Origin of the sequence: Streptomyces tyrfis (assembly GCF_037034285.1) — a bacterium.
Lineage (GTDB): Bacteria > Actinomycetota > Actinomycetes > Streptomycetales > Streptomycetaceae > Streptomyces.
Genome location: NZ_JBAGJZ010000003.1, coordinates 88,393 through 104,487, shown reverse-complemented (window position 1 = coordinate 104,487; position 16,095 = coordinate 88,393). Strand labels below are relative to the sequence as shown.

The 16,095-nt window shown below is 73.9% G+C and carries 14 protein-coding genes and 1 pseudogene; 8 read left to right on the top strand and 7 right to left on the bottom strand.

Annotated elements, in window-relative coordinates; all coding sequences use genetic code 11:
• The first annotated feature begins 361 nt into the window (after window positions 1–361).
• Entirely contained in the window at window positions 362–997 is a 636-nt protein-coding gene (locus WA762_RS03640; protein WP_335932817.1) for a class I SAM-dependent methyltransferase, read from the top strand.
• 43 nt (window positions 998–1,040) lie between these two features.
• Here the strand turns inward: WA762_RS03640 and WA762_RS03635 are convergent, their stop codons facing one another.
• Window positions 1,041–1,346, bottom strand: a complete 306-nt coding sequence (locus WA762_RS03635; protein ID WP_335932816.1) for a hypothetical protein — start codon at window positions 1,344–1,346, stop codon at window positions 1,041–1,043.
• Between the two features lie 134 nt (window positions 1,347–1,480).
• Window positions 1,481–2,365: a DUF2510 domain-containing protein gene (locus WA762_RS03630; RefSeq protein ID WP_335932814.1), complete on the bottom strand. Its 885-nt coding sequence runs from the start codon at window positions 2,363–2,365 to the stop codon at window positions 1,481–1,483.
• Window positions 2,366–2,503: 138 nt separating this feature from the next.
• Between WA762_RS03630 and WA762_RS03625 the strand changes: the two genes are divergently transcribed.
• The 5 genes from WA762_RS03625 to WA762_RS03605 all read left to right on the top strand — a co-directional run bounded on the left by WA762_RS03625 (window position 2,504) and on the right by WA762_RS03605 (window position 7,271).
• Window positions 2,504–3,283, top strand: a complete 780-nt coding sequence (locus WA762_RS03625; RefSeq protein ID WP_335932813.1) for a crotonase/enoyl-CoA hydratase family protein — start codon at window positions 2,504–2,506, stop codon at window positions 3,281–3,283.
• 147 nt (window positions 3,284–3,430) lie between these two features.
• Window positions 3,431–4,165: a FadR/GntR family transcriptional regulator gene (locus WA762_RS03620; protein ID WP_335933020.1), complete on the top strand. Its 735-nt coding sequence runs from the start codon at window positions 3,431–3,433 to the stop codon at window positions 4,163–4,165.
• A 168-nt stretch (window positions 4,166–4,333) separates the two neighbouring features.
• Window positions 4,334–5,101, top strand: a complete 768-nt coding sequence (locus WA762_RS03615; protein ID WP_335932812.1) for a (Fe-S)-binding protein — start codon at window positions 4,334–4,336, stop codon at window positions 5,099–5,101.
• Window positions 5,098–6,642, top strand: coding sequence for a lactate utilization protein B (locus WA762_RS03610; protein ID WP_335932811.1), 1,545 nt, complete (start codon window positions 5,098–5,100; stop codon window positions 6,640–6,642). The genes WA762_RS03615 and WA762_RS03610 overlap by 4 nt, the downstream gene beginning before the upstream one ends.
• Window positions 6,639–7,271, top strand: a complete 633-nt coding sequence (locus WA762_RS03605) for a LutC/YkgG family protein (RefSeq protein ID WP_335932810.1) — start codon at window positions 6,639–6,641, stop codon at window positions 7,269–7,271. The genes WA762_RS03610 and WA762_RS03605 overlap by 4 nt, the downstream gene beginning before the upstream one ends.
• A gap of 165 nt (window positions 7,272–7,436) precedes the next feature.
• Here WA762_RS03605 and WA762_RS03600 read toward each other — a convergent pair whose 3' ends face one another.
• From WA762_RS03600 to WA762_RS03590, 3 genes are all read right to left on the bottom strand, one after another.
• A complete protein-coding gene (locus tag WA762_RS03600) occupies window positions 7,437–9,335 on the bottom strand; it encodes a DUF2264 domain-containing protein (RefSeq protein ID WP_335933018.1) in 1,899 nt (632 codons plus the stop codon).
• 357 nt (window positions 9,336–9,692) lie between these two features.
• The gene (locus WA762_RS03595; protein WP_335932809.1) at window positions 9,693–11,222 is read right to left on the bottom strand and encodes an amino acid permease; all 1,530 of its coding nucleotides are present in this window, start codon (window positions 11,220–11,222) and stop codon (window positions 9,693–9,695) included.
• 112 nt (window positions 11,223–11,334) lie between these two features.
• The gene (locus WA762_RS03590) at window positions 11,335–12,342 is read right to left on the bottom strand and encodes a hypothetical protein (RefSeq protein WP_335932807.1); all 1,008 of its coding nucleotides are present in this window, start codon (window positions 12,340–12,342) and stop codon (window positions 11,335–11,337) included.
• A gap of 440 nt (window positions 12,343–12,782) precedes the next feature.
• On the opposite strand from WA762_RS03590, the pseudogene WA762_RS03585 reads away from it, so the two are divergent.
• Window positions 12,783–13,538 (top strand): annotated as a pseudogene (locus WA762_RS03585) (FGGY family carbohydrate kinase); the annotation flags it as partial.
• A gap of 175 nt (window positions 13,539–13,713) precedes the next feature.
• Here the strand turns inward: WA762_RS03585 and WA762_RS35630 are convergent.
• Window positions 13,714–14,397: a hypothetical protein gene (locus WA762_RS35630; protein ID WP_443080508.1), complete on the bottom strand. Its 684-nt coding sequence runs from the start codon at window positions 14,395–14,397 to the stop codon at window positions 13,714–13,716.
• Between the two features lie 80 nt (window positions 14,398–14,477).
• Here WA762_RS35630 and WA762_RS03575 point away from each other — a divergent pair, with 80 nt between their 5' ends.
• The gene (locus tag WA762_RS03575; RefSeq protein WP_335932805.1) at window positions 14,478–15,287 is read left to right on the top strand and encodes a cobalt-precorrin-6A reductase; all 810 of its coding nucleotides are present in this window, start codon (window positions 14,478–14,480) and stop codon (window positions 15,285–15,287) included.
• Here WA762_RS03575 and cobF read toward each other — a convergent pair.
• Window positions 15,256–16,011, bottom strand: coding sequence for a precorrin-6A synthase (deacetylating) (cobF, locus tag WA762_RS03570; RefSeq protein WP_335932803.1), 756 nt, complete (start codon window positions 16,009–16,011; stop codon window positions 15,256–15,258). The two genes, WA762_RS03575 and cobF, sit on opposite strands and share 32 nt — an antisense overlap.
• Window positions 16,012–16,095 lie beyond the last annotated feature (84 nt).

Sequence of the window (16,095 nt, the reverse complement as noted above, 5' to 3'; positions counted from 1 at the left end):
CCAGGAGTCTTCGAAGAGAAGGAGGGGTGAACGGAAGATGTCCGAAAAGGGCTCCCGGCCGGTGGGCGGCGGGCAGGACGGAAGCGGCCCCCGCCCGCCCGTCACGGAGGCGACCGGCGGTGTGCGCCGGGGCTCCGTGCGCGGCGCGCGATCGGCGGCGAGCGAGCGCAGCGACGCCCCGCTCCGCCGGGAAACCGGTCTTGCCGGGGCGGGGGGAGGGAGAAGCCGCCGGCGTCCCGGCGGAGGGGCATCCGGCGGCACGGCCGTACATAATGCCCCGTCAGGAGCGGTGCCGGGACCGGTCGTCGGCGATGATGGCACGGTCATGGGCAGCCGCTGTCGCAACGGGAGGACCGCATTGATGGACCAGGACCACGGCCGGTCGGCCGCCGCAGTGTTCGACGCGCTGGGAGCGGAGTACGAGCGGGCGTTCGCCGGCTCACCCGCTCGCCACGCCTCGCTCCAGCGCCTGCTGGAGGAACTTCCCGCGCACGGGCGGGTCCTGGACGTCGGCAGCGGCACGGGCCGGCCGACCGCGTGGACGCTGGCCGAGGCCGGTCACATCGTGCTGGGCGTCGACATCTCGCCGGTGATGGTGGAGCTGGCGGCCCGTCAGGTCCCCCGGGCGTCGTTCGTCTGCGCGGACATTCGCGAAATCGACCTGGAGGAGCGGGGGTTCGACGCAGTGTGCGCCTACTTCTCGTTGCTGCAGATGTCCCGGGACGACCAGTCGAGGCTGCTGCGCAAGCTCGGGCGGCTGCTGATGCCCGGTGGAGTCCTGGCCGTCGCGACGGTGCCGCTGGACGTCGAGGACCTCCCCGTCGTCTTCATGGGGCAGGAGATGCGGGTGTCCAGCTTCGACGCGGAGACCTTCACCGAGATGGTCGCCGCGGCGGGATTCTCGGTCCTGTGGGAGCGCGGCGACCTGTTCACCCCGGCGCACGGGGCGGCGGTGCCGGAACCCGAACTGTTCCTGCTCTGCCGCCGGGAGGACTGACCTGTCCCGCTCCGCCCGCCGGGACCGGCCGGGCCGGTGCCCGTCAGCGACGCCGGGCGAGCCGCGTCCCGGCGCGCCGCCGGAGCGGAGCGGCCGCGCGCCCGCGGCCGTTCAGCGGACCCCGCCACCCGCGCAGCGCCCGGGCGCCGCACCCGCACCACTGCGCGGGGGAGAGGGGGACGGCCTGCCCGCCCCTGGTGACCAGCGCGTTGACCGGGGTCATCGGGTCGGCGGCCATGGCCTTGGCCAGCAGTACGCCGATGGCGAGCGGGGCCAGGGACACGGCCAGGGCGGCGCCTGCCGCGGTGACGTGCCGCAGGCGGCGGCGGTGCGGTGTGTCGGGAACCATGGCCGTCATTCGACCAGCCGGGCGCCGGCGGCGGATCGGACGGCGTACTCAGCCCGGCCCGCCCCTCGTACTCAGACCCGGACGCGCGGGGGCCCCGGCGGACGCGGTTCATGCCCGGCGGGGCCCCGCGGCGCCTACGCGGTGGTGCCGGGGCCGGAGCCCGCTGCGGAGGCCGCCTTGATGCCCTTGGTGATGTCGTCCATGACTGAGAGCGCGGGCGCCTCGGGGCCGACGTCGAATCCGGAACGGACCACGACCATCACGTCCTCGTCGCGGGGGGAGGGGAAGGCCAGCGACTGCACGTATCCGTCGTCGCCGTTCTTCGTCGTCACCTTCCAGCGCACCAGATAGCCCTGCCGGCCCGCCACCGTGACCGGCCCGGCCTTCAGTTCCTCGTGCGAGGTGATGCCGCCGTAGCTCTTCTCGCCGTACGACTCCGAGACGTTGGCGGAGATGTCCCGCGTGGCGGTGGCCTTCGCCGTCGTCGTGTCGAGCTTCAGCGCCTTCGCCGGCGCGGAGAACACCCCGCCGCGCACGCACTGCTCGGAGGGTTCGCCCGGGCAGGCGTACTCGCCCGTGGTCACCCCGGCGCCCGACACCCCCGACTGCCCCGTCCAGCCGTCCGGCACCGGGAGGCTGACGCCGCTGAGCAGGTCGGTGGCGTATCCGTCCTCGGCCTGCGGCTGTTGCCGCCCGGGCGCGCGGCCCTCGTCGTCGCCCCCGCCGCCTCGCCGGCGTTCCCCGGGCGCGCCGCCGGGCCCGGCGGACGGCGCCGTGGCCGTCTCGCGCGGCGTGTCGCCGAAGTGGTCCGACAGGAGGAAGAGGCCGCCCCCGACGGCGGCGAGTGCCAGCACACCGGCGGTGACGCCGATGCCGATGCGCCGCCGGCGCCGGATCGTGGTGGGCGGCACGCGGAGATGGTCGGTCCACCGGTTGCCGTCCCACCAACGCTCGTGAAGGGGGCCGGTTCCTGTATGCCCGGGGTCGGGATGCCAGCCGGGCGGGCTCGTCTGGGTCACGTGACCCACCGTAGAACGATTGCCTGAGAATCAGATGAATCCGGTGGCGGGGTGTGTGTCCGATCGGCACCATCGGGGTAGTCCCGGCGGCCGGACCGTCCGCCGGTTCCTCTGCGACCCCTGTGGGAGGGCGGACCGATGGACGAGCGGCCGACGGTACGGATCGAGCGCGACGGCCCGGTGAGCACGGTCGTCCTGAGCCGGCCCGAGGCGCGCAACGCGGTGGACGGTCCGACCGCCGCACGACTGGCCGACGCCTTCCGCGCGTTCGACGCCGACCCGGACGCGTCCGTCGCCGTGCTGTGGGGCGAGGGCGGCACGTTCTGCGCCGGGGCCGACCTCAAGGCCGTCGGCACCGCACGGGGCAACCGGGTCGAGGCGGACGGCGACGGGCCGATGGGCCCGACCCGGATGCGCCTGAGCAAGCCGGTCATCGCGGCGGTCGCGGGGCACGCGGTGGCCGGGGGGCTGGAACTGGCCGTCTGGTGCGATCTGCGGGTCGTCGAGGAGGACGCCGTGTTCGGGGTGTTCTGCCGCCGCTGGGGCGTGCCGCTGGTCGACGGCGGAACCGTGCGGCTGCCCCGGCTGATCGGGGAGAGCCGGGCCATGGACATGATCCTCACGGGCCGCCCCGTGCCGGCCTCGGAGGCGTACGCCATGGGGCTCGCCAACCGGATCGTGCCGCCCGGCGAGGCGCGTCGCGCGGCGGAGCGGCTCGCCCGGGAGATCGCCGCGTACCCGCAGCTGTGCCTGCGTCATGACCGGCTCTCGGTACGGGAGCAGCACGGCCTGGACGAGACGGACGCACTGGCCGCCGAGCACCGGCACGGCCTGGTGCCGCTGGCGGCGGGGGAGACGCGGGCGGGGGCCGCCCGGTTCGAGGCGGGCGCGGGGCGGCACGGCCGCTTCGGCGACTGACCGGGCCGTCGTCGGCGACCGGCCGGGCCTAGGGGGTGTCCCGGCGCCCGCGTTTGGTCCGACCATATGTTATGTGTGACATAGTGGGGAGCGGATCAGTGAATGCGCAAGGCGGCCGGGCGGCTCCGGCCGGGGCAGGGGTGGCGGATGCCGGTCGAGTGGCAGCCCGTACGGCAGTCCCGTACGCATGAGCTCGTGCTGCGGAGCATCGAGCAGCGGGTGTTCGCCGGGGAGCTCAGGGCCGGTGACCGGCTGCCCCCCGAGCGGGAGCTCGCGCCGGTCCTCGGGGTCAGCCGCTCCGCGCTGCGCGAGGCGCTGAGGGTGCTGGAGACGATCGGCGTACTGGTCGCCCAGCCGGGGCGGGGGCCGGACGCCGGCGCGCGGATCGTGCGCAATCCGGACGACGCCCTCGGCCGGCTGCTGCGACTGCACTTCGCCCTCGGCAGCTACGGACTCCACGACGTGCTGGAGGCGCGGGTCGCGCTGGAGAGGTCCAGCTTCGAGGCGGCCGCGCGGCACGCCTCGGCGCAGGACCTCGACGAGGCGGAGACGCTCATCCAGCGCATGGGGGAGCCGGGGGTCGAGGCGGCCGAGTTCAACGACCTGGACGCCCGGTTCCATGTGCACATCGCCCGTGTCTCCGGCAACGCGCTGACCTCCACGCTCACTTCGGCGGTCCGGGAATCGGTGCGTCCGCTGATCCTGCGGGCGCTGGAGCGGGCCGAGGACTGGCCGGCCACGGCCGCCGCGCTCGACGCGGAGCACGCCGAACTGCTGGCACTGCTGCGCGCGGGTCGCGGCGCGGACGCCGCCGACCTGGTCGAACGGCACATCCGCAGCCTCCACGGCACGCTGGTCGAGGACGATCCCGGCACGGTGTGAGGGCGGCCGCCCCGGCCTTCACGGGCCAGGGGCACGCCCCCTCATATTGTCAGGTTCATGACCACGTTTGAAGGGGCCGGTCGCCCCGCGGGTCATATTCTGGGCTGAGGCTAGTATGGTCGGACCATAAAAATCGAGGAACGAGTCGAAGAACGATCGGAGAGACCCATGCGCATCGGACTCTTCGCCACCTGTCTGGGAGACACGCTCTTCCCCGAGGTGGTGAGAGCGACCGCGGTGCTGCTCGCCCGGCTCGGCCACGACGTGGTGTTCCCGCCGGGGCAGACCTGCTGCGGGCAGATGCACGTCAACACCGGCTACCAGCGCGAACCGGTGCCGCTGGTGCGGAACTTCGCCGAGCAGTTCGGCGACGCGTCGATCGACGCCGTGGTCATGCCGTCCGGATCGTGCGCCGGTTCGGTCCGTCATCAGCACGAGATCGTCGCCCGCCGGTACGGCGACCCGGCGCTCCGCACGGGCGTCGCCACCGTCAAGGCCAAGACGTACGAACTCTCGGAACTCCTCGTCGACGTCCTGGGCGTCACCGACGTCGGCGCCCACTTCCCGCACCGGGTGACGTACCACCCCACCTGCCACTCGCTGCGCATGCTCCGGGTCGGCGAGAAGCCGCTGAAGCTGCTCCGCGCCGTCGACTCCATCGATCTCGTCGAACTCCCCGAGGCCGACGCCTGCTGCGGCTTCGGCGGCACGTTCGCCGTCAAGAACGCCGACACGTCGACGGCGATGCTCCAGGACAAGATGCGCGACATCGCCACCACCGGCGCCGACTTCTGCACGGCCGGCGACTCCTCCTGCCTGATGCACATCGGCGGCGGCCTCTCCCGCATCGGATCGGGCACCCGCACCCTGCACCTGGCGCAGATCCTCGCCGCCACCCGCTCCACGCCGTACGTTGCGACGGAGGCCGTCCGATGAGCAGCACCTTCCTCGGCATGCCCGCGCCCCCGCCCCGTTCCCCGTACGGGTCGGGCAACCTGCGCGGCGACCGCACGTTCCCCAAGGCCGCCCACGACGAGCTGCGCAACGAACAACTGCGCCGCAACCTCCGCAGGGCCACCCACACGATCCGCGCCAAGCGGCTGAACGTCACCGGCGAGCTGCCCGACTGGGAGGAGCTGCGCGACGCGGGCTCGGCCATCAAGACCGACGCCCTGAACCGGCTCCCCGAGCTCCTGGAGCGACTGGAGCGGGAGGTCACCGCGCGCGGCGGCACCGTCCACTGGGCACGCGACGGCGTCGAGGCCAACGAGATCGTCACCCGGCTGGTCAAGGCGACCGGCAGCGGGGACGTCATCAAGGTCAAGTCGATGGCCACACAGGAGATCGGCCTCAACGAGCATCTGGAGTCCGCCGGCATCACGCCCTACGAAACGGACCTCGCGGAACTGATCGTCCAGCTCGCCCACGACAAGCCGTCGCACATCCTGGTCCCCGCGATCCACCGCAACCGGGACGAGATCCGGCAGATCTTCCTCAAGGAGATCCCCGGCGTCGACCCGCGCCTCGACAACGTCCCCGCGCATCTCGCCGCCGCGGCCCGGGCCTATCTGCGTGAGAAGTTCATGACGACGAAGGTGGCGGTCTCCGGGGCCAACTTCGGCATCGCGGAGACCGGCACGCTCTGCGTCGTCGAGTCCGAGGGCAACGGCCGCATGTGCCTGACCCTGCCCGACACCCTCATCACCGTCATGGGCATCGAGAAGGTGCTGCCGCGTTACCAGGACCTAGAGGTCTTCCTGCAGCTGCTGCCGCGCTCCTCCACCGGGGAGCGGATGAACCCGTACACCTCGATGTGGACCGGGGTGACGCCCGGCGACGGCCCGCAGGAGTTCCACCTGGTCCTGCTCGACAACGGGCGCACCGCCGCGCTCGCCGACCGGATCGGGCGCGAGGCCCTCAACTGCATCCGCTGCTCCGCCTGTCTCAACGTCTGCCCGGTGTACGAACGGGCCGGCGGCCACGCGTACGGATCGACGTACCCGGGGCCGATCGGCGCGGTCCTCACCCCGCAGCTCGCCGGGATGGACATGGCCAAGGGAGACCCCAACGGCTCCCTGCCGTACGCCTCCAGCCTCTGCGGCGCCTGCTTCGACGCCTGCCCGGTCAAGATCGACATCCCGTCGCTGCTGGTGGAACTGCGCCACCAGCACACCGAGCGGGCCGGAACGACGCCGGAGAAGCTGGCCATGCGGGCCGCCGCCGCCGTCATGAAGCGGCCCGGGCTGTACACGACCGCCCAGAAGGGCGCGGCGCTGGGCCGGGTCCTCGCCGGACGGGACGGCACGATCTCGCATCTGCCCCCGCCGTTCGACGGATGGAGCGAGAGCCGCGACACGGCCGCCCCGCCGAAGCAGACCTTCCGCGACTGGCTGGCGTCGGCCGAGGGCGCCGCGACGATGCGGGCGGCCGCCGCGGCCGCGCACCCGGACGACCGGCAGAAGGGACAGGAGAAATGACGACCGCACGCGACACCGTGCTGGGCCGGATCAGGGACGCCCTGGCGCTGGCCCCGGTCCCGGACGCCCCGGTGCGCCGCGCCTACCGCACCGGCCGCACCCTTCCCGACGACGAGCGGCTGGCGCTCTTCACCGACCGCCTGGTCGACTACCGGGCCCAGGTGCGAACCTGCGCCGCCGAAGGCACCGCCCGGACCGTCGCCGGGGCCCTGCGGGAGCACGGCGCACGGCGGATCGGCGTGCCGGCCGGCCTCGACCGGAGCTGGCTGGACGGATACGACGGCGAGGCCGAGGAGGACTCGGCCGCCGTTCCGGCGCCGCGGCTCGACGCTCTGGACGGCGTCGTCACCGCGTCGGCCGTCAGCTGCGCGGAGACGGGAACGATCTTCCTGGACGGTTCGCCGGACCAGGGCCGGCGGGCCCTGTCCCTCGTGCCCGACCTGCATGTGTGCGTCGTCGACCTGTCCACGGTCGAGACCGGGGTGCCCGAGGCGGTGGCCCGACTGACGCCCGACCGGCCGACCACGCTGATCAGCGGGCCGTCCGCCACCTCCGACATCGAACTGGAGCGGGTGGAGGGCGTGCACGGCCCGCGCACCCTGGTGGTGGTGATCCGCACCGACGTGTGACGGGAGCCCCGCGGCGCCCGGCGCGCGGTACGGGACGCCCCGGGGCGAACGGCCCCTTCGGGCCGCGCGCGCCGGGGTCCGTGCGGCGCGTGGCGCCGGCGGTGCGCGCCGGGGCGCCGGTACCGCGCGGTGTGCGGCCGGTGCGCGGCCGTGCCTGACGGACGCTCAGCCGTGGGCGACCGTGAGCGGCTCGAAGCGGATCCGGGTCGTCGACCCGTCGTCCGCCCAGGACACCGTCACCGTGTCCCCCTCGACCCCGACCTCGCTCACCACGGTGCCGAGCGGTGCCGCGTCGGGGTCGGCGGTCAGCGAGGCGAGCGCCACCAGCACCGTCGTGCCCTTCGCCGGGCCGGACAGCCGGGGCACCTCCGCCCACGGCGTGTACGCGGTGCCCTGCGGCGCCCGTACCGTGTCCCGGGAATCCCAGCCATGCAGGCCGTGCAGCGCCGACGCCACCGTGTCGTCGCGGCCGGTGGCCCAGCCCGTCTGCTCCACCCGGGCCCCGTCCGGCGCGCCCAGCACCCGGTGCACCCGCAGTTCGTACCGGCCCCGGGCGACCGTGACGCTCTCCACCCGCATCCCCGGCACCATCGGCTGCGCGGAGGCGAACACGGGACGGTGCCGGGAGGCGGCCCATCCCCAGCCGTCGCCGTGGCCCGCGCCCAGCGGATCCATAGCCCGGCGGCCGCTGCGCGTCCCGGCGACGACCACGGCCAGATGGTTGTCCGCGACGTTGCCGTGCGCGGTGGGTCCGGTCGCCGTGGAGTACGACTGACGGCTGTACAGCGGATCGGCGGGGGCCGCGGCCTCGCCCTCGTGCGGGAGCACATGGTCGCTGCCGTGGTTGTGCAGCCGCACGATCCCGTCCGCCCCGGTGGACTGCACCAGCAGCCCCGGCGCGGGTAGCGCGAGCACCCGGTCGGGGCCCTCGCTCGGCGCGGGCTCCTCGGTCGCCGTCCACAGCGGATGGTCCTCCGGCGCGAGCAGCGACACGAACGCCTTGGACGCCCAGTACGGCGACGCCGGGGCCGAGTAGTTCTGCAGGCCGGCCGCGTGCGGGCCGTGCCAGCCCAGGCTCAGCAGGCCGTCCGCGCCCACCGCGCCGCGGTCCAGGAAGTACCGCAGCGCGCCGCTGGCCAGCCGGCGCGAGACGCCGGGCGCGAGCGGGGTGTGCCCGGTTACGGCGCCGAGCGCCACCGACGAGGCGGCGGCGAAACGGTAGGTCAGCGAGCGCCCGAAGTGGATCGGCGCGCCGTCGCCGCCGAACAGCAGTGAGAAGCCCTCCAGATGCTCGCGCAGCCGCGCGCCGTAGTGCGCGGACGCCCCGGCGTCCCCGGAGAGACGGGCGTCCAGCACGGGGTAGAGATGCAGGGCCCAGCCGTTGTAGTGGTCGAAGGCGCGCCCGTCGCCGTCCGCGTACCAGCCGTCCCCCCGGTACCAGCACTCCAGCAGGCCGAGGGCCCGCTCCCGCGCCCGGGCCGTCTCCGCGTCGCCGTGTCCGACGGATTCCAGGAACCCGGCCACCGTGAAGGGGAACAGATACCAGTTGTTGGGGGCGGGCCGGTGCCGCAGCGCGTCGCGCAGCCACGCCTCGACGCGGTCCTGCACCGCAGGGTCCAGCCGGTCCCAGAGCCACGGCCGGGTGAGCCGCAGCCCGAGGGCGACCGAGGCGGATTCCACCATGGGCTGCCCGAAGACGCCGTGATCCCGGATCAGCGGCCAGGACTCGACGTCGTCCCGGCCCGGGGCGAGCGTTCCGGCCGCGAGGCCGTCGGCGTAACGGCCGAGCCAGCCGTGCGGGTCGGAGCCGTCCGCGCCCGCCACCCGGAAGGCGGCGGCCAGGAACGTGCGCGCGTAGCCCTCCAGGCCGTCGGAGCGCACCCCGGAGACCGAGGGCCTGCCCGGCAGGTCCAGCAGCGCGCCGCCGGGAGTGGCCCAGGCCCAGGCGGCCTTGAGCAGTCCGTCGGCCGCGGCCTCCCAGTGCGCCCGGGTGTAGCCGGTGTACGGGCTCGACTCGCGGTCCTCTGCGGGAAGTTCGAGGGGGGAGCCCGGGCGGCTCTGGATTCGGGTCACGGAGGAATCCTGATCGGTCGATCGTTTTTGGTCAAGTGATCGATCGAAAGGGGGTGGAAATGATTGAACGATCATTCTGGGGCGCGCGTGGCGCGGCCTGCCGACGAGCCGGAACGGGGGCCGCCTTCGGCAGGACGCGAGGTGCGGGACGCCGGACGCCGGACGCGGGCTGGGACGGGCGCGACCGCGGGGCGTCCTGTGCGCGGCCGGTGCCCGAGGACGGGCGGCCGGCCCCCGGGTGCGGCGGCGGCCGTCCGGGGCCGACGGGAACAACGCCGCGGCCCTCCCGATCGCCGCTGGTCGCGGCGGGGGAGGGCCGGGAGGCGCGGGCGCGCGGGCCGTGCCCGGTCAGACGATGTCCTCCTCGATCTGCGCCTGCTCGCGCGCGTTCCCGTACGCCGAGGGCGTGCTGTACGAGCGGCGGGCGACGAACCACCACACGGTGGCCAGCACCAGCACCGCGACCAGTGCGATCGACGCGTAGTTCATCGAGTCGACCGTCACCGGCGACGACTGGGGGAGCAGGAACAGCACGGTGACGAAGGCCACCCACACCACCGCGATCCAGCCGATCGGCTTGCTCCAGCGGCCCAGGTGCCACGGCCCGCGTTCGAACCGGTCCTTCGAGCGGAGCTTCAGGAAGATCGGAATGGCGTAGGCGGGCGTGATGCCGATGACGTTGATCGCGGTCACCGCGCCGTACGCGGTCGCGGAGTACAGCGACGGAAGGGCCAGCACACCGGCGACGGCGACCGACAGCCACACCGCGTTGACCGGCGTCTGGGTGCGCGAACTCACCTTGCGCCAGAGCGCCGAGCCCGGCAGGGCGTTGTCACGGCTGAACGCGAACACCATCCGGCTGGCGGCGGCGACCTCGGCGTTGCCGCAGAACAGCTGCGCCGCGATCACGATGAGCAGCAGCGCGGTGGCCCCGGTGGTGCCCAGCGCGTCGATCATGATCTGGGCCGGCGGCACATTGGTCGCGGTCTCCTGGGTGCCCTGGTAGTCCTGGATGGCGAAGGTGAGCCCCGCCAGCAGCGCGAAACCGGCGACCCACGACACCCAGATCGCCCGGACGATGCCCTTGGCCGCCGTCACCGAGGCGTTCGACGTCTCCTCCGAGAGATGCGCGGACGCGTCGTAGCCGCAGAAGGTGTACTGGGCGAGGAGCAGGCCGATCGCCGCAACGTACAACGGGTTGTGCCAGCCGGTGTCATTGACGAACTCGGTGAAGACGAACTTCGGCGACTGGTGGTGCGAGGGCACGACCGCCAGCACGAAGACGATGATCGCGACACCGGCGAGATGCCACCACACGCTGATGGAGTTGAGCACGCTGACCAGGCGGACGCCGAAGAGGTTCAGCACCGCGTGCAGCAGCAGGATGCAGAGGAAGATGAGCATCGTCTTGCCCGGCGTGGGGGTGAAACCCCACTGCAGGTTCAGGAAGGCGCCGGTGAACAGCGCGGCGCCGTAGTCGATGCCGGCGATCGCGCCCAGCAGCCCGAGCAGGTTCAGCCAGCCCGTGTACCAGCCCCACTTGCGGCCGCCGAGCCGGTCGGCCATGTAGTAGAGCGCCCCGGACGTCGGGTAGGAACTGGTGACCTCCGCCAGTGCCATGCCGACGCAGAGCACGAAGAGCCCGACCCCCGCCCAGCCCCAGAGCATCACCGCCGGACCACCGGTCGACATGCCGAAGCCGTACAGCGTCATGCAGCCCGACAGGATCGAGATGACCGAGAAGCTGATGGCGAAGTTGCCGAAGCCGCCCATGCGACGGGCCAGCACCGGCTGGTAGCCGAGTTCGCGCAGCCGCTGCTCCTCGTCGTTCGGGGGCGCGGCCTCCGCACCCGGCTGGGTGGGGGTGGACAGGGACATGGAAAACCTCCGTGAGCGGTGAACAGGGACGAACGGGGGAACGGCCGGACCCCGGCCGGGGCGTTCCCGGGGACGCCGGCCGGGTGCGGACGACGGAGTGCGGCGAGCCGGCTCAGCCGTGCGGCCCGCGCCCGGGTTCGCGGGGCGCGGCAAGACAGCGGCTCCGGGCGCGCAGGAAGACCTCCTCGGCGCCGCCCGGACCCCGGGTGTCGCGCGTCCGGTAGGTCCAGGGCACCGAGGTGAAGTACGGTCCCAACTCCTCGAAGACCGCAGCCGCTTCGGCGAACTTGAGCGCTCCCCACAACGCGTGGGCCAGATGGTTCAGATCCGGCAGGGAACGGGCGAGCCGGGGCGTGCGGCGGAACCACAGCTCCAGCGCCCGCATCGCGTCCCGCTCGGCGTCCTCGGTGACCCAGTGCAGATCCAGCGCCTTCTCATGGCCGTGCTCGCGCCGGTAGCGCTCGACCCTGACGTACAGCGGCAGCACATGCAGCGCGGAGCCCTCGGGGGCGGAGGAGGCCGCCCACTGGACGAAGTTGACCGCCTCGGAGATCGTCCCGCCGCCCTTGCGCGCGTACACGAACTGGAGCATCCGGTGGTACGCCTCGCGGTTGTACGGGTCGCGCCGGTCGGCCTCCGCCAGCAGCCCCCACGGGCCGGGGAAGAGCATCGGCCCCGGCGGCCGCAGCCGGTGTTCCTCCAGCTGCTGGCGCTCGTCCAGCTGGGACAGGGCCAGCAGGCACACCCACGGCACCGGGTCGGCGGGCGAGGCGTGCGCGGCCGTGCGGCACGCCCCCCAGGCCTCCTGCCACAGCTCCCGGGCGCGGCTATGGCCCTCGCGACGGGCCCTGACGGCTCGCTCCACGGCGACCCGGGCGTGCATCACGGCGGCGGCCACGCTCTGCGGCTCCTCGGCCAGCCACGCCCGCACCGCGTCCGAACCGGCGGCGACCGCCCCCAGCACCTGCGTGCGCTGCGTCCACAGGGCCCAGTCCGGCGTGCTCTCCAGCAGATCGCGCATGGACAGCCAGCGGCCGGTGCGCAAATCCTGTAAGGCGGCCCGTAATTCGTTGTCATGGCCGGCCGGGTGATAGACCGGCCGGAATTCACTGTTGGCCATCGACGGTCCCTGCCCCCGTGCGACGGGACGGCGGGCGGAGGACGGAATATCCCCTCATCACGTCACGCAACCCGGCGGCGGCATGGAGCGCGTCTGGCGGCGGAGAGCCCGAGAGGCTGAATGCCGGTGCTCGGGGCGGATTTTCGATCTCATGGGTCCTCGGGGACATGGGGGGTGGTGCAGCTGTTGAAATGCGAACTGCTTTGCGGTGTCCGGTTGTTGCTCGGCGGTGAGTGTAAGGCCAGTCGGCCCGAACTCCCGACCGATTCGCGGATCTTACTCAAGTCGAAGCGTTCACAGGCGGGTTGATTCGGCCGATGGGCTTCGGCTCCGCCCGGACGCCCCTTGACGTGGACGGTGACCTGCACCACTCTGGGCGTCGCAGGCCAATGATCACGATTTCGTTCGAGCCGCAGGGCTTTCGCATCGCTGGAGCGCCGATGACAGGCCCGGTACTCGCCGTGGACCAGGGCACGTCGGGGACCGAGGCGCTCGTGGTCTGCCCCGAGCGGGGCGTGATCGGTTCCGGCGCCGCCCCGGTCCGGCCCCGGCGCGGCGCCGGGGGACCGGTCGGGACCGACCCCGCGGACCTCCTCGCCTCGGTCCTCGCCGCCGGGCGCCGGGCCCTGGGCGCCGCGGGCGAGCCGGACGCGGCCGTCGGCCTCGCCGACCAGGGCGGGACGGTGCTCGCCCGGGACCCGGAGACCGGACGCCCGCTCACCGGGGCGATCGTCTGGCAGGACCGCCGCTCCGCCCCGGCCCGCGACGAACTCGACCCGTACGGCGAGGAGTTGAAGCACCTCACCGGGCTGCCGCCGGGCCCCTGCTTCGCCGCCCCCGAAATGGCCTGGATCCGTCGGGAGCCGACCCGCGAGGACGTCGTCACCACCAGCGACTCCTGGCTCGTCCACCAGCTCACCGGGGCGTTCGTCACCGACACGGCCACCGCCGGCCGCACCCAGCCGCTCGACCTGGAACGGGCCGACTGGTCGCCCCGGGCCCTGGACGTCTTGGGCCTCGGCGGCGAACGCCTCCCCGCCGTCGTCGACTCCGACACCGCCGTCGGCACGACGACCGCCGTCGGCCCCGAACCCCCGCTGACCGGACTCCTCGTCGACCAGCAGGACGCCCTGCCGGCCCAGAACGCGCTGGACCCGGGCGACGCCAAATGCACCTACGGAACCGGCGCGTTCCTGGACCACCCCGTCCGACACACCCGAGAGCCCCGGCGCGCAGCGCGCGCCGCACGGCGGACGAAGAACCCCGGGGCGCGGTCACCGGACCGGCCCCAGCGGCCGCCGCGCCGGACCGCCACTCGGATGCTTCGGTCCGCGCGGCGGGCGGTAGGAGTCACCCCGCCATGACGGCACGTCAGGGAATGAGCAGCCAGTCCGAGCCGATCGCCGCGGCGACCCCCACCACCAGCAGCCATGTGCCCAGCCGGGTACGGCCGTTCCTGCTCAGCTCGATCACGATCCCGCAGAGGATCAGCGCGAGCCCGTACACCCCGACCACGAGCACCGAGGAGCGGCTGGCGATCCGCAGCGCGAGCACGACCGCCATCGCGACCATGCCGGCCGAGGACAGGGCGACGCGGAGCCGCCGTGCCTGACGCGGAGTCAGCCTGCGCTCTCCGGGCTCGGAAGCGTCCTGTCCGGCGGCCCCGGGCTCGGAAGCGTTCCGCGCGGCGGCCCCCGGCTCCTCCGCGAGGTCCGCCCCGGGTTCCTCCGCGAGGTCCGCCCCGGGCTCCCCGGCGGTGTGATCCGCCGCCCGGGAGACGGCTCCGGCGGGGGCACGGCCCGCGCCCCCGGCGTCCTCCTCGTCGTCGGCACCGGCCTCGTCGCGGCCGCCGGCCGTCCTCGCGCCGGCCGTCGTGGGCGGCTTCGCGCCGGACCCCGCCTTCGGCCCGGCGTCCGGCCGGGGCGCCGGCGCTTCTCCGGGCAGCGCGTCCGCCGGCCGCTCCGGGCTCGTACCGCCCTCCGGATCGTCGTCGGAGGCGGCCCCGGGAGCGGCTATCGGGCGTTCCGCGGCCCGGTCCTGGTCAGAAGTGCTCATGACGCGGGATCGTAATGGCTGCGGGCCCGCCCCGTTCACCGCTCGGGCGGCCGGCGGCCGAAGTGGCGTAGGTTCGACGCATGCCCGGCCACGTCCTCATCCTCGGCGGTACGACCGAGGCCCGGCAGCTCGCCGCCGAGCTGACCGGGCCCGGCCGCGACACGACGACCCGCGACACGACGACCCGCGTCACCACCTCCCTGGCCGGACGGGTCGCCCGGCCCCGGACCCCCGACGGCGAGCTGCGCGTCGGCGGCTTCGGGGGGTCCCACGGCCTCGCCGACTGGCTGCGGGCCCACGCGGTGGACACCGTCGTCGACGCCACCCACCCCTTCGCGGACACCATCAGCGCCCACGCGGCCGAGGCGGCACGCGCCACCGGCACCGCCCTGTTCGCACTGCGCCGGCCCGGCTGGACGGCCGGCCCCGGCGACCGCTGGCACCCGGCCCGCGACCTCGCGGACGCAGCCGCCCGGCTGCCCGGCCTGGGCGAACGGATCTTCCTCACCACCGGCCGCCTGGGCCTGGGGGTTTTCGCCACCGCCCCCGGCGCCGGCCGGCTCCGCTTCCTCGTGCGGTCCGTGGAACCCCCGGAGCCGCCGCTGCCCCGGCACACCGAGCTGATCCTCGACCGCGGCCCCTACACCGTCGAGGGCGAGACGGCGCTGATGCGCGCGCACGCCGTCGACGTCCTCGTCACCAAGGACAGCGGCGGCCCCGCCACCGCCGCGAAACTCACCGCCGCCCGGAACCTCGGACTGCCCGTGGTCGTGGTCCGCCGCCCGCCGCCGCCCGACGGCGTGCCCGTCGTCCACGACGTGCCCTCCGCCCTGCGACTCCTGCGCGCGTCCGGGCCGGTCAGCCCCGGCGCAGCAGATACGTGTCCATGATCCAGCCCTTGCGGGCGCGCGCCTCGGCCCGCAGCGCCTCGATCCGGTCCGACACCTCGGCCAACCGCCCGGAGACCAGGATCTCGTCCTCCGTCCCCACGTACGCCCCCCAGTAGATGAACAGGTCCTGGTCGAGATGGCGGGTGAACGCCTGCCGCGCGTCGAGCATCACCACCACGTCGTCGACGCCCTCGGGCCAGCCCTCGGCCAGCCGCCGGCCCGTGGTGATCTGCACCGGACGCGCCACCCGGTTCAGCCCGGTGCGATGCCTGGCCAACAGCGCGGACACACTGCTGATCCCCGGCACCACCTCGTGCGCGAAGGCCACGGCGCCCCGGGCGGCGACCTCGTCGAGGATGCCGAGCGTGGAGTCGTACAGCGAGGGGTCCCCCCACACCAGGAACGCCCCGCACTCGTCCTCGCCGAGCTCCTCCGCGATGAAGCGCTCGTACAGATCGGCGCGGCGCCGCCGCCAGTCGTCCACCGCGGGCGAGTAGTCCGATGTCCCGCGGTCGCGCTCCGGGTCCCGGGCCTCGACGAGCCGGTAGGAACGGTCCTTCGCGTGCGCGTCCAGGATGTCCCGCCGCAGCCGGACCAGATCCGACTTCTCCTCGCCCTTGTCGAGGATGAAGAACGCGTCCGCCCTGTTCAGCGCCTTGACTGCCTGCAGGGTCAGATGGTCGGGGTCGCCCGCGCCGATACCGATGACATAGATCTTCCTCACCGCACCGAGTCTGCCCCATGCCCCCGCCGAACCGCCCCGCGCCCCGGCGCCGGGAGAGCCCGGGCGGGGCCGCGCCGGACCGGT

Excerpts from the sequence above, each read along its gene's own strand:
- WA762_RS03640 (WP_335932817.1), top strand. The coding sequence starts at position 362 with ATGGACCAGGACCACGGCCGGTCGGCCGCCGCAGTGTTCGACGCGCTG.
- WA762_RS03635 (WP_335932816.1), bottom strand. The coding sequence starts at position 1,346 with ATGGTTCCCGACACACCGCACCGCCGCCGCCTGCGGCACGTCACCGCG.
- WA762_RS03625 (WP_335932813.1), top strand. The coding sequence starts at position 2,504 with ATGGACGAGCGGCCGACGGTACGGATCGAGCGCGACGGCCCGGTGAGC.
- WA762_RS03620 (WP_335933020.1), top strand. The coding sequence starts at position 3,431 with ATGCCGGTCGAGTGGCAGCCCGTACGGCAGTCCCGTACGCATGAGCTC.
- WA762_RS03615 (WP_335932812.1), top strand. The coding sequence starts at position 4,334 with ATGCGCATCGGACTCTTCGCCACCTGTCTGGGAGACACGCTCTTCCCC.
- WA762_RS03610 (WP_335932811.1), top strand. The coding sequence starts at position 5,098 with ATGAGCAGCACCTTCCTCGGCATGCCCGCGCCCCCGCCCCGTTCCCCG.
- WA762_RS03605 (WP_335932810.1), top strand. The coding sequence starts at position 6,639 with ATGACGACCGCACGCGACACCGTGCTGGGCCGGATCAGGGACGCCCTG.
- WA762_RS03595 (WP_335932809.1), bottom strand. The coding sequence starts at position 11,222 with ATGTCCCTGTCCACCCCCACCCAGCCGGGTGCGGAGGCCGCGCCCCCG.
- WA762_RS03590 (WP_335932807.1), bottom strand. The coding sequence starts at position 12,342 with ATGGCCAACAGTGAATTCCGGCCGGTCTATCACCCGGCCGGCCATGAC.
- WA762_RS35630 (WP_443080508.1), bottom strand. The coding sequence starts at position 14,397 with ATGAGCACTTCTGACCAGGACCGGGCCGCGGAACGCCCGATAGCCGCT.
- WA762_RS03575 (WP_335932805.1), top strand. The coding sequence starts at position 14,478 with ATGCCCGGCCACGTCCTCATCCTCGGCGGTACGACCGAGGCCCGGCAG.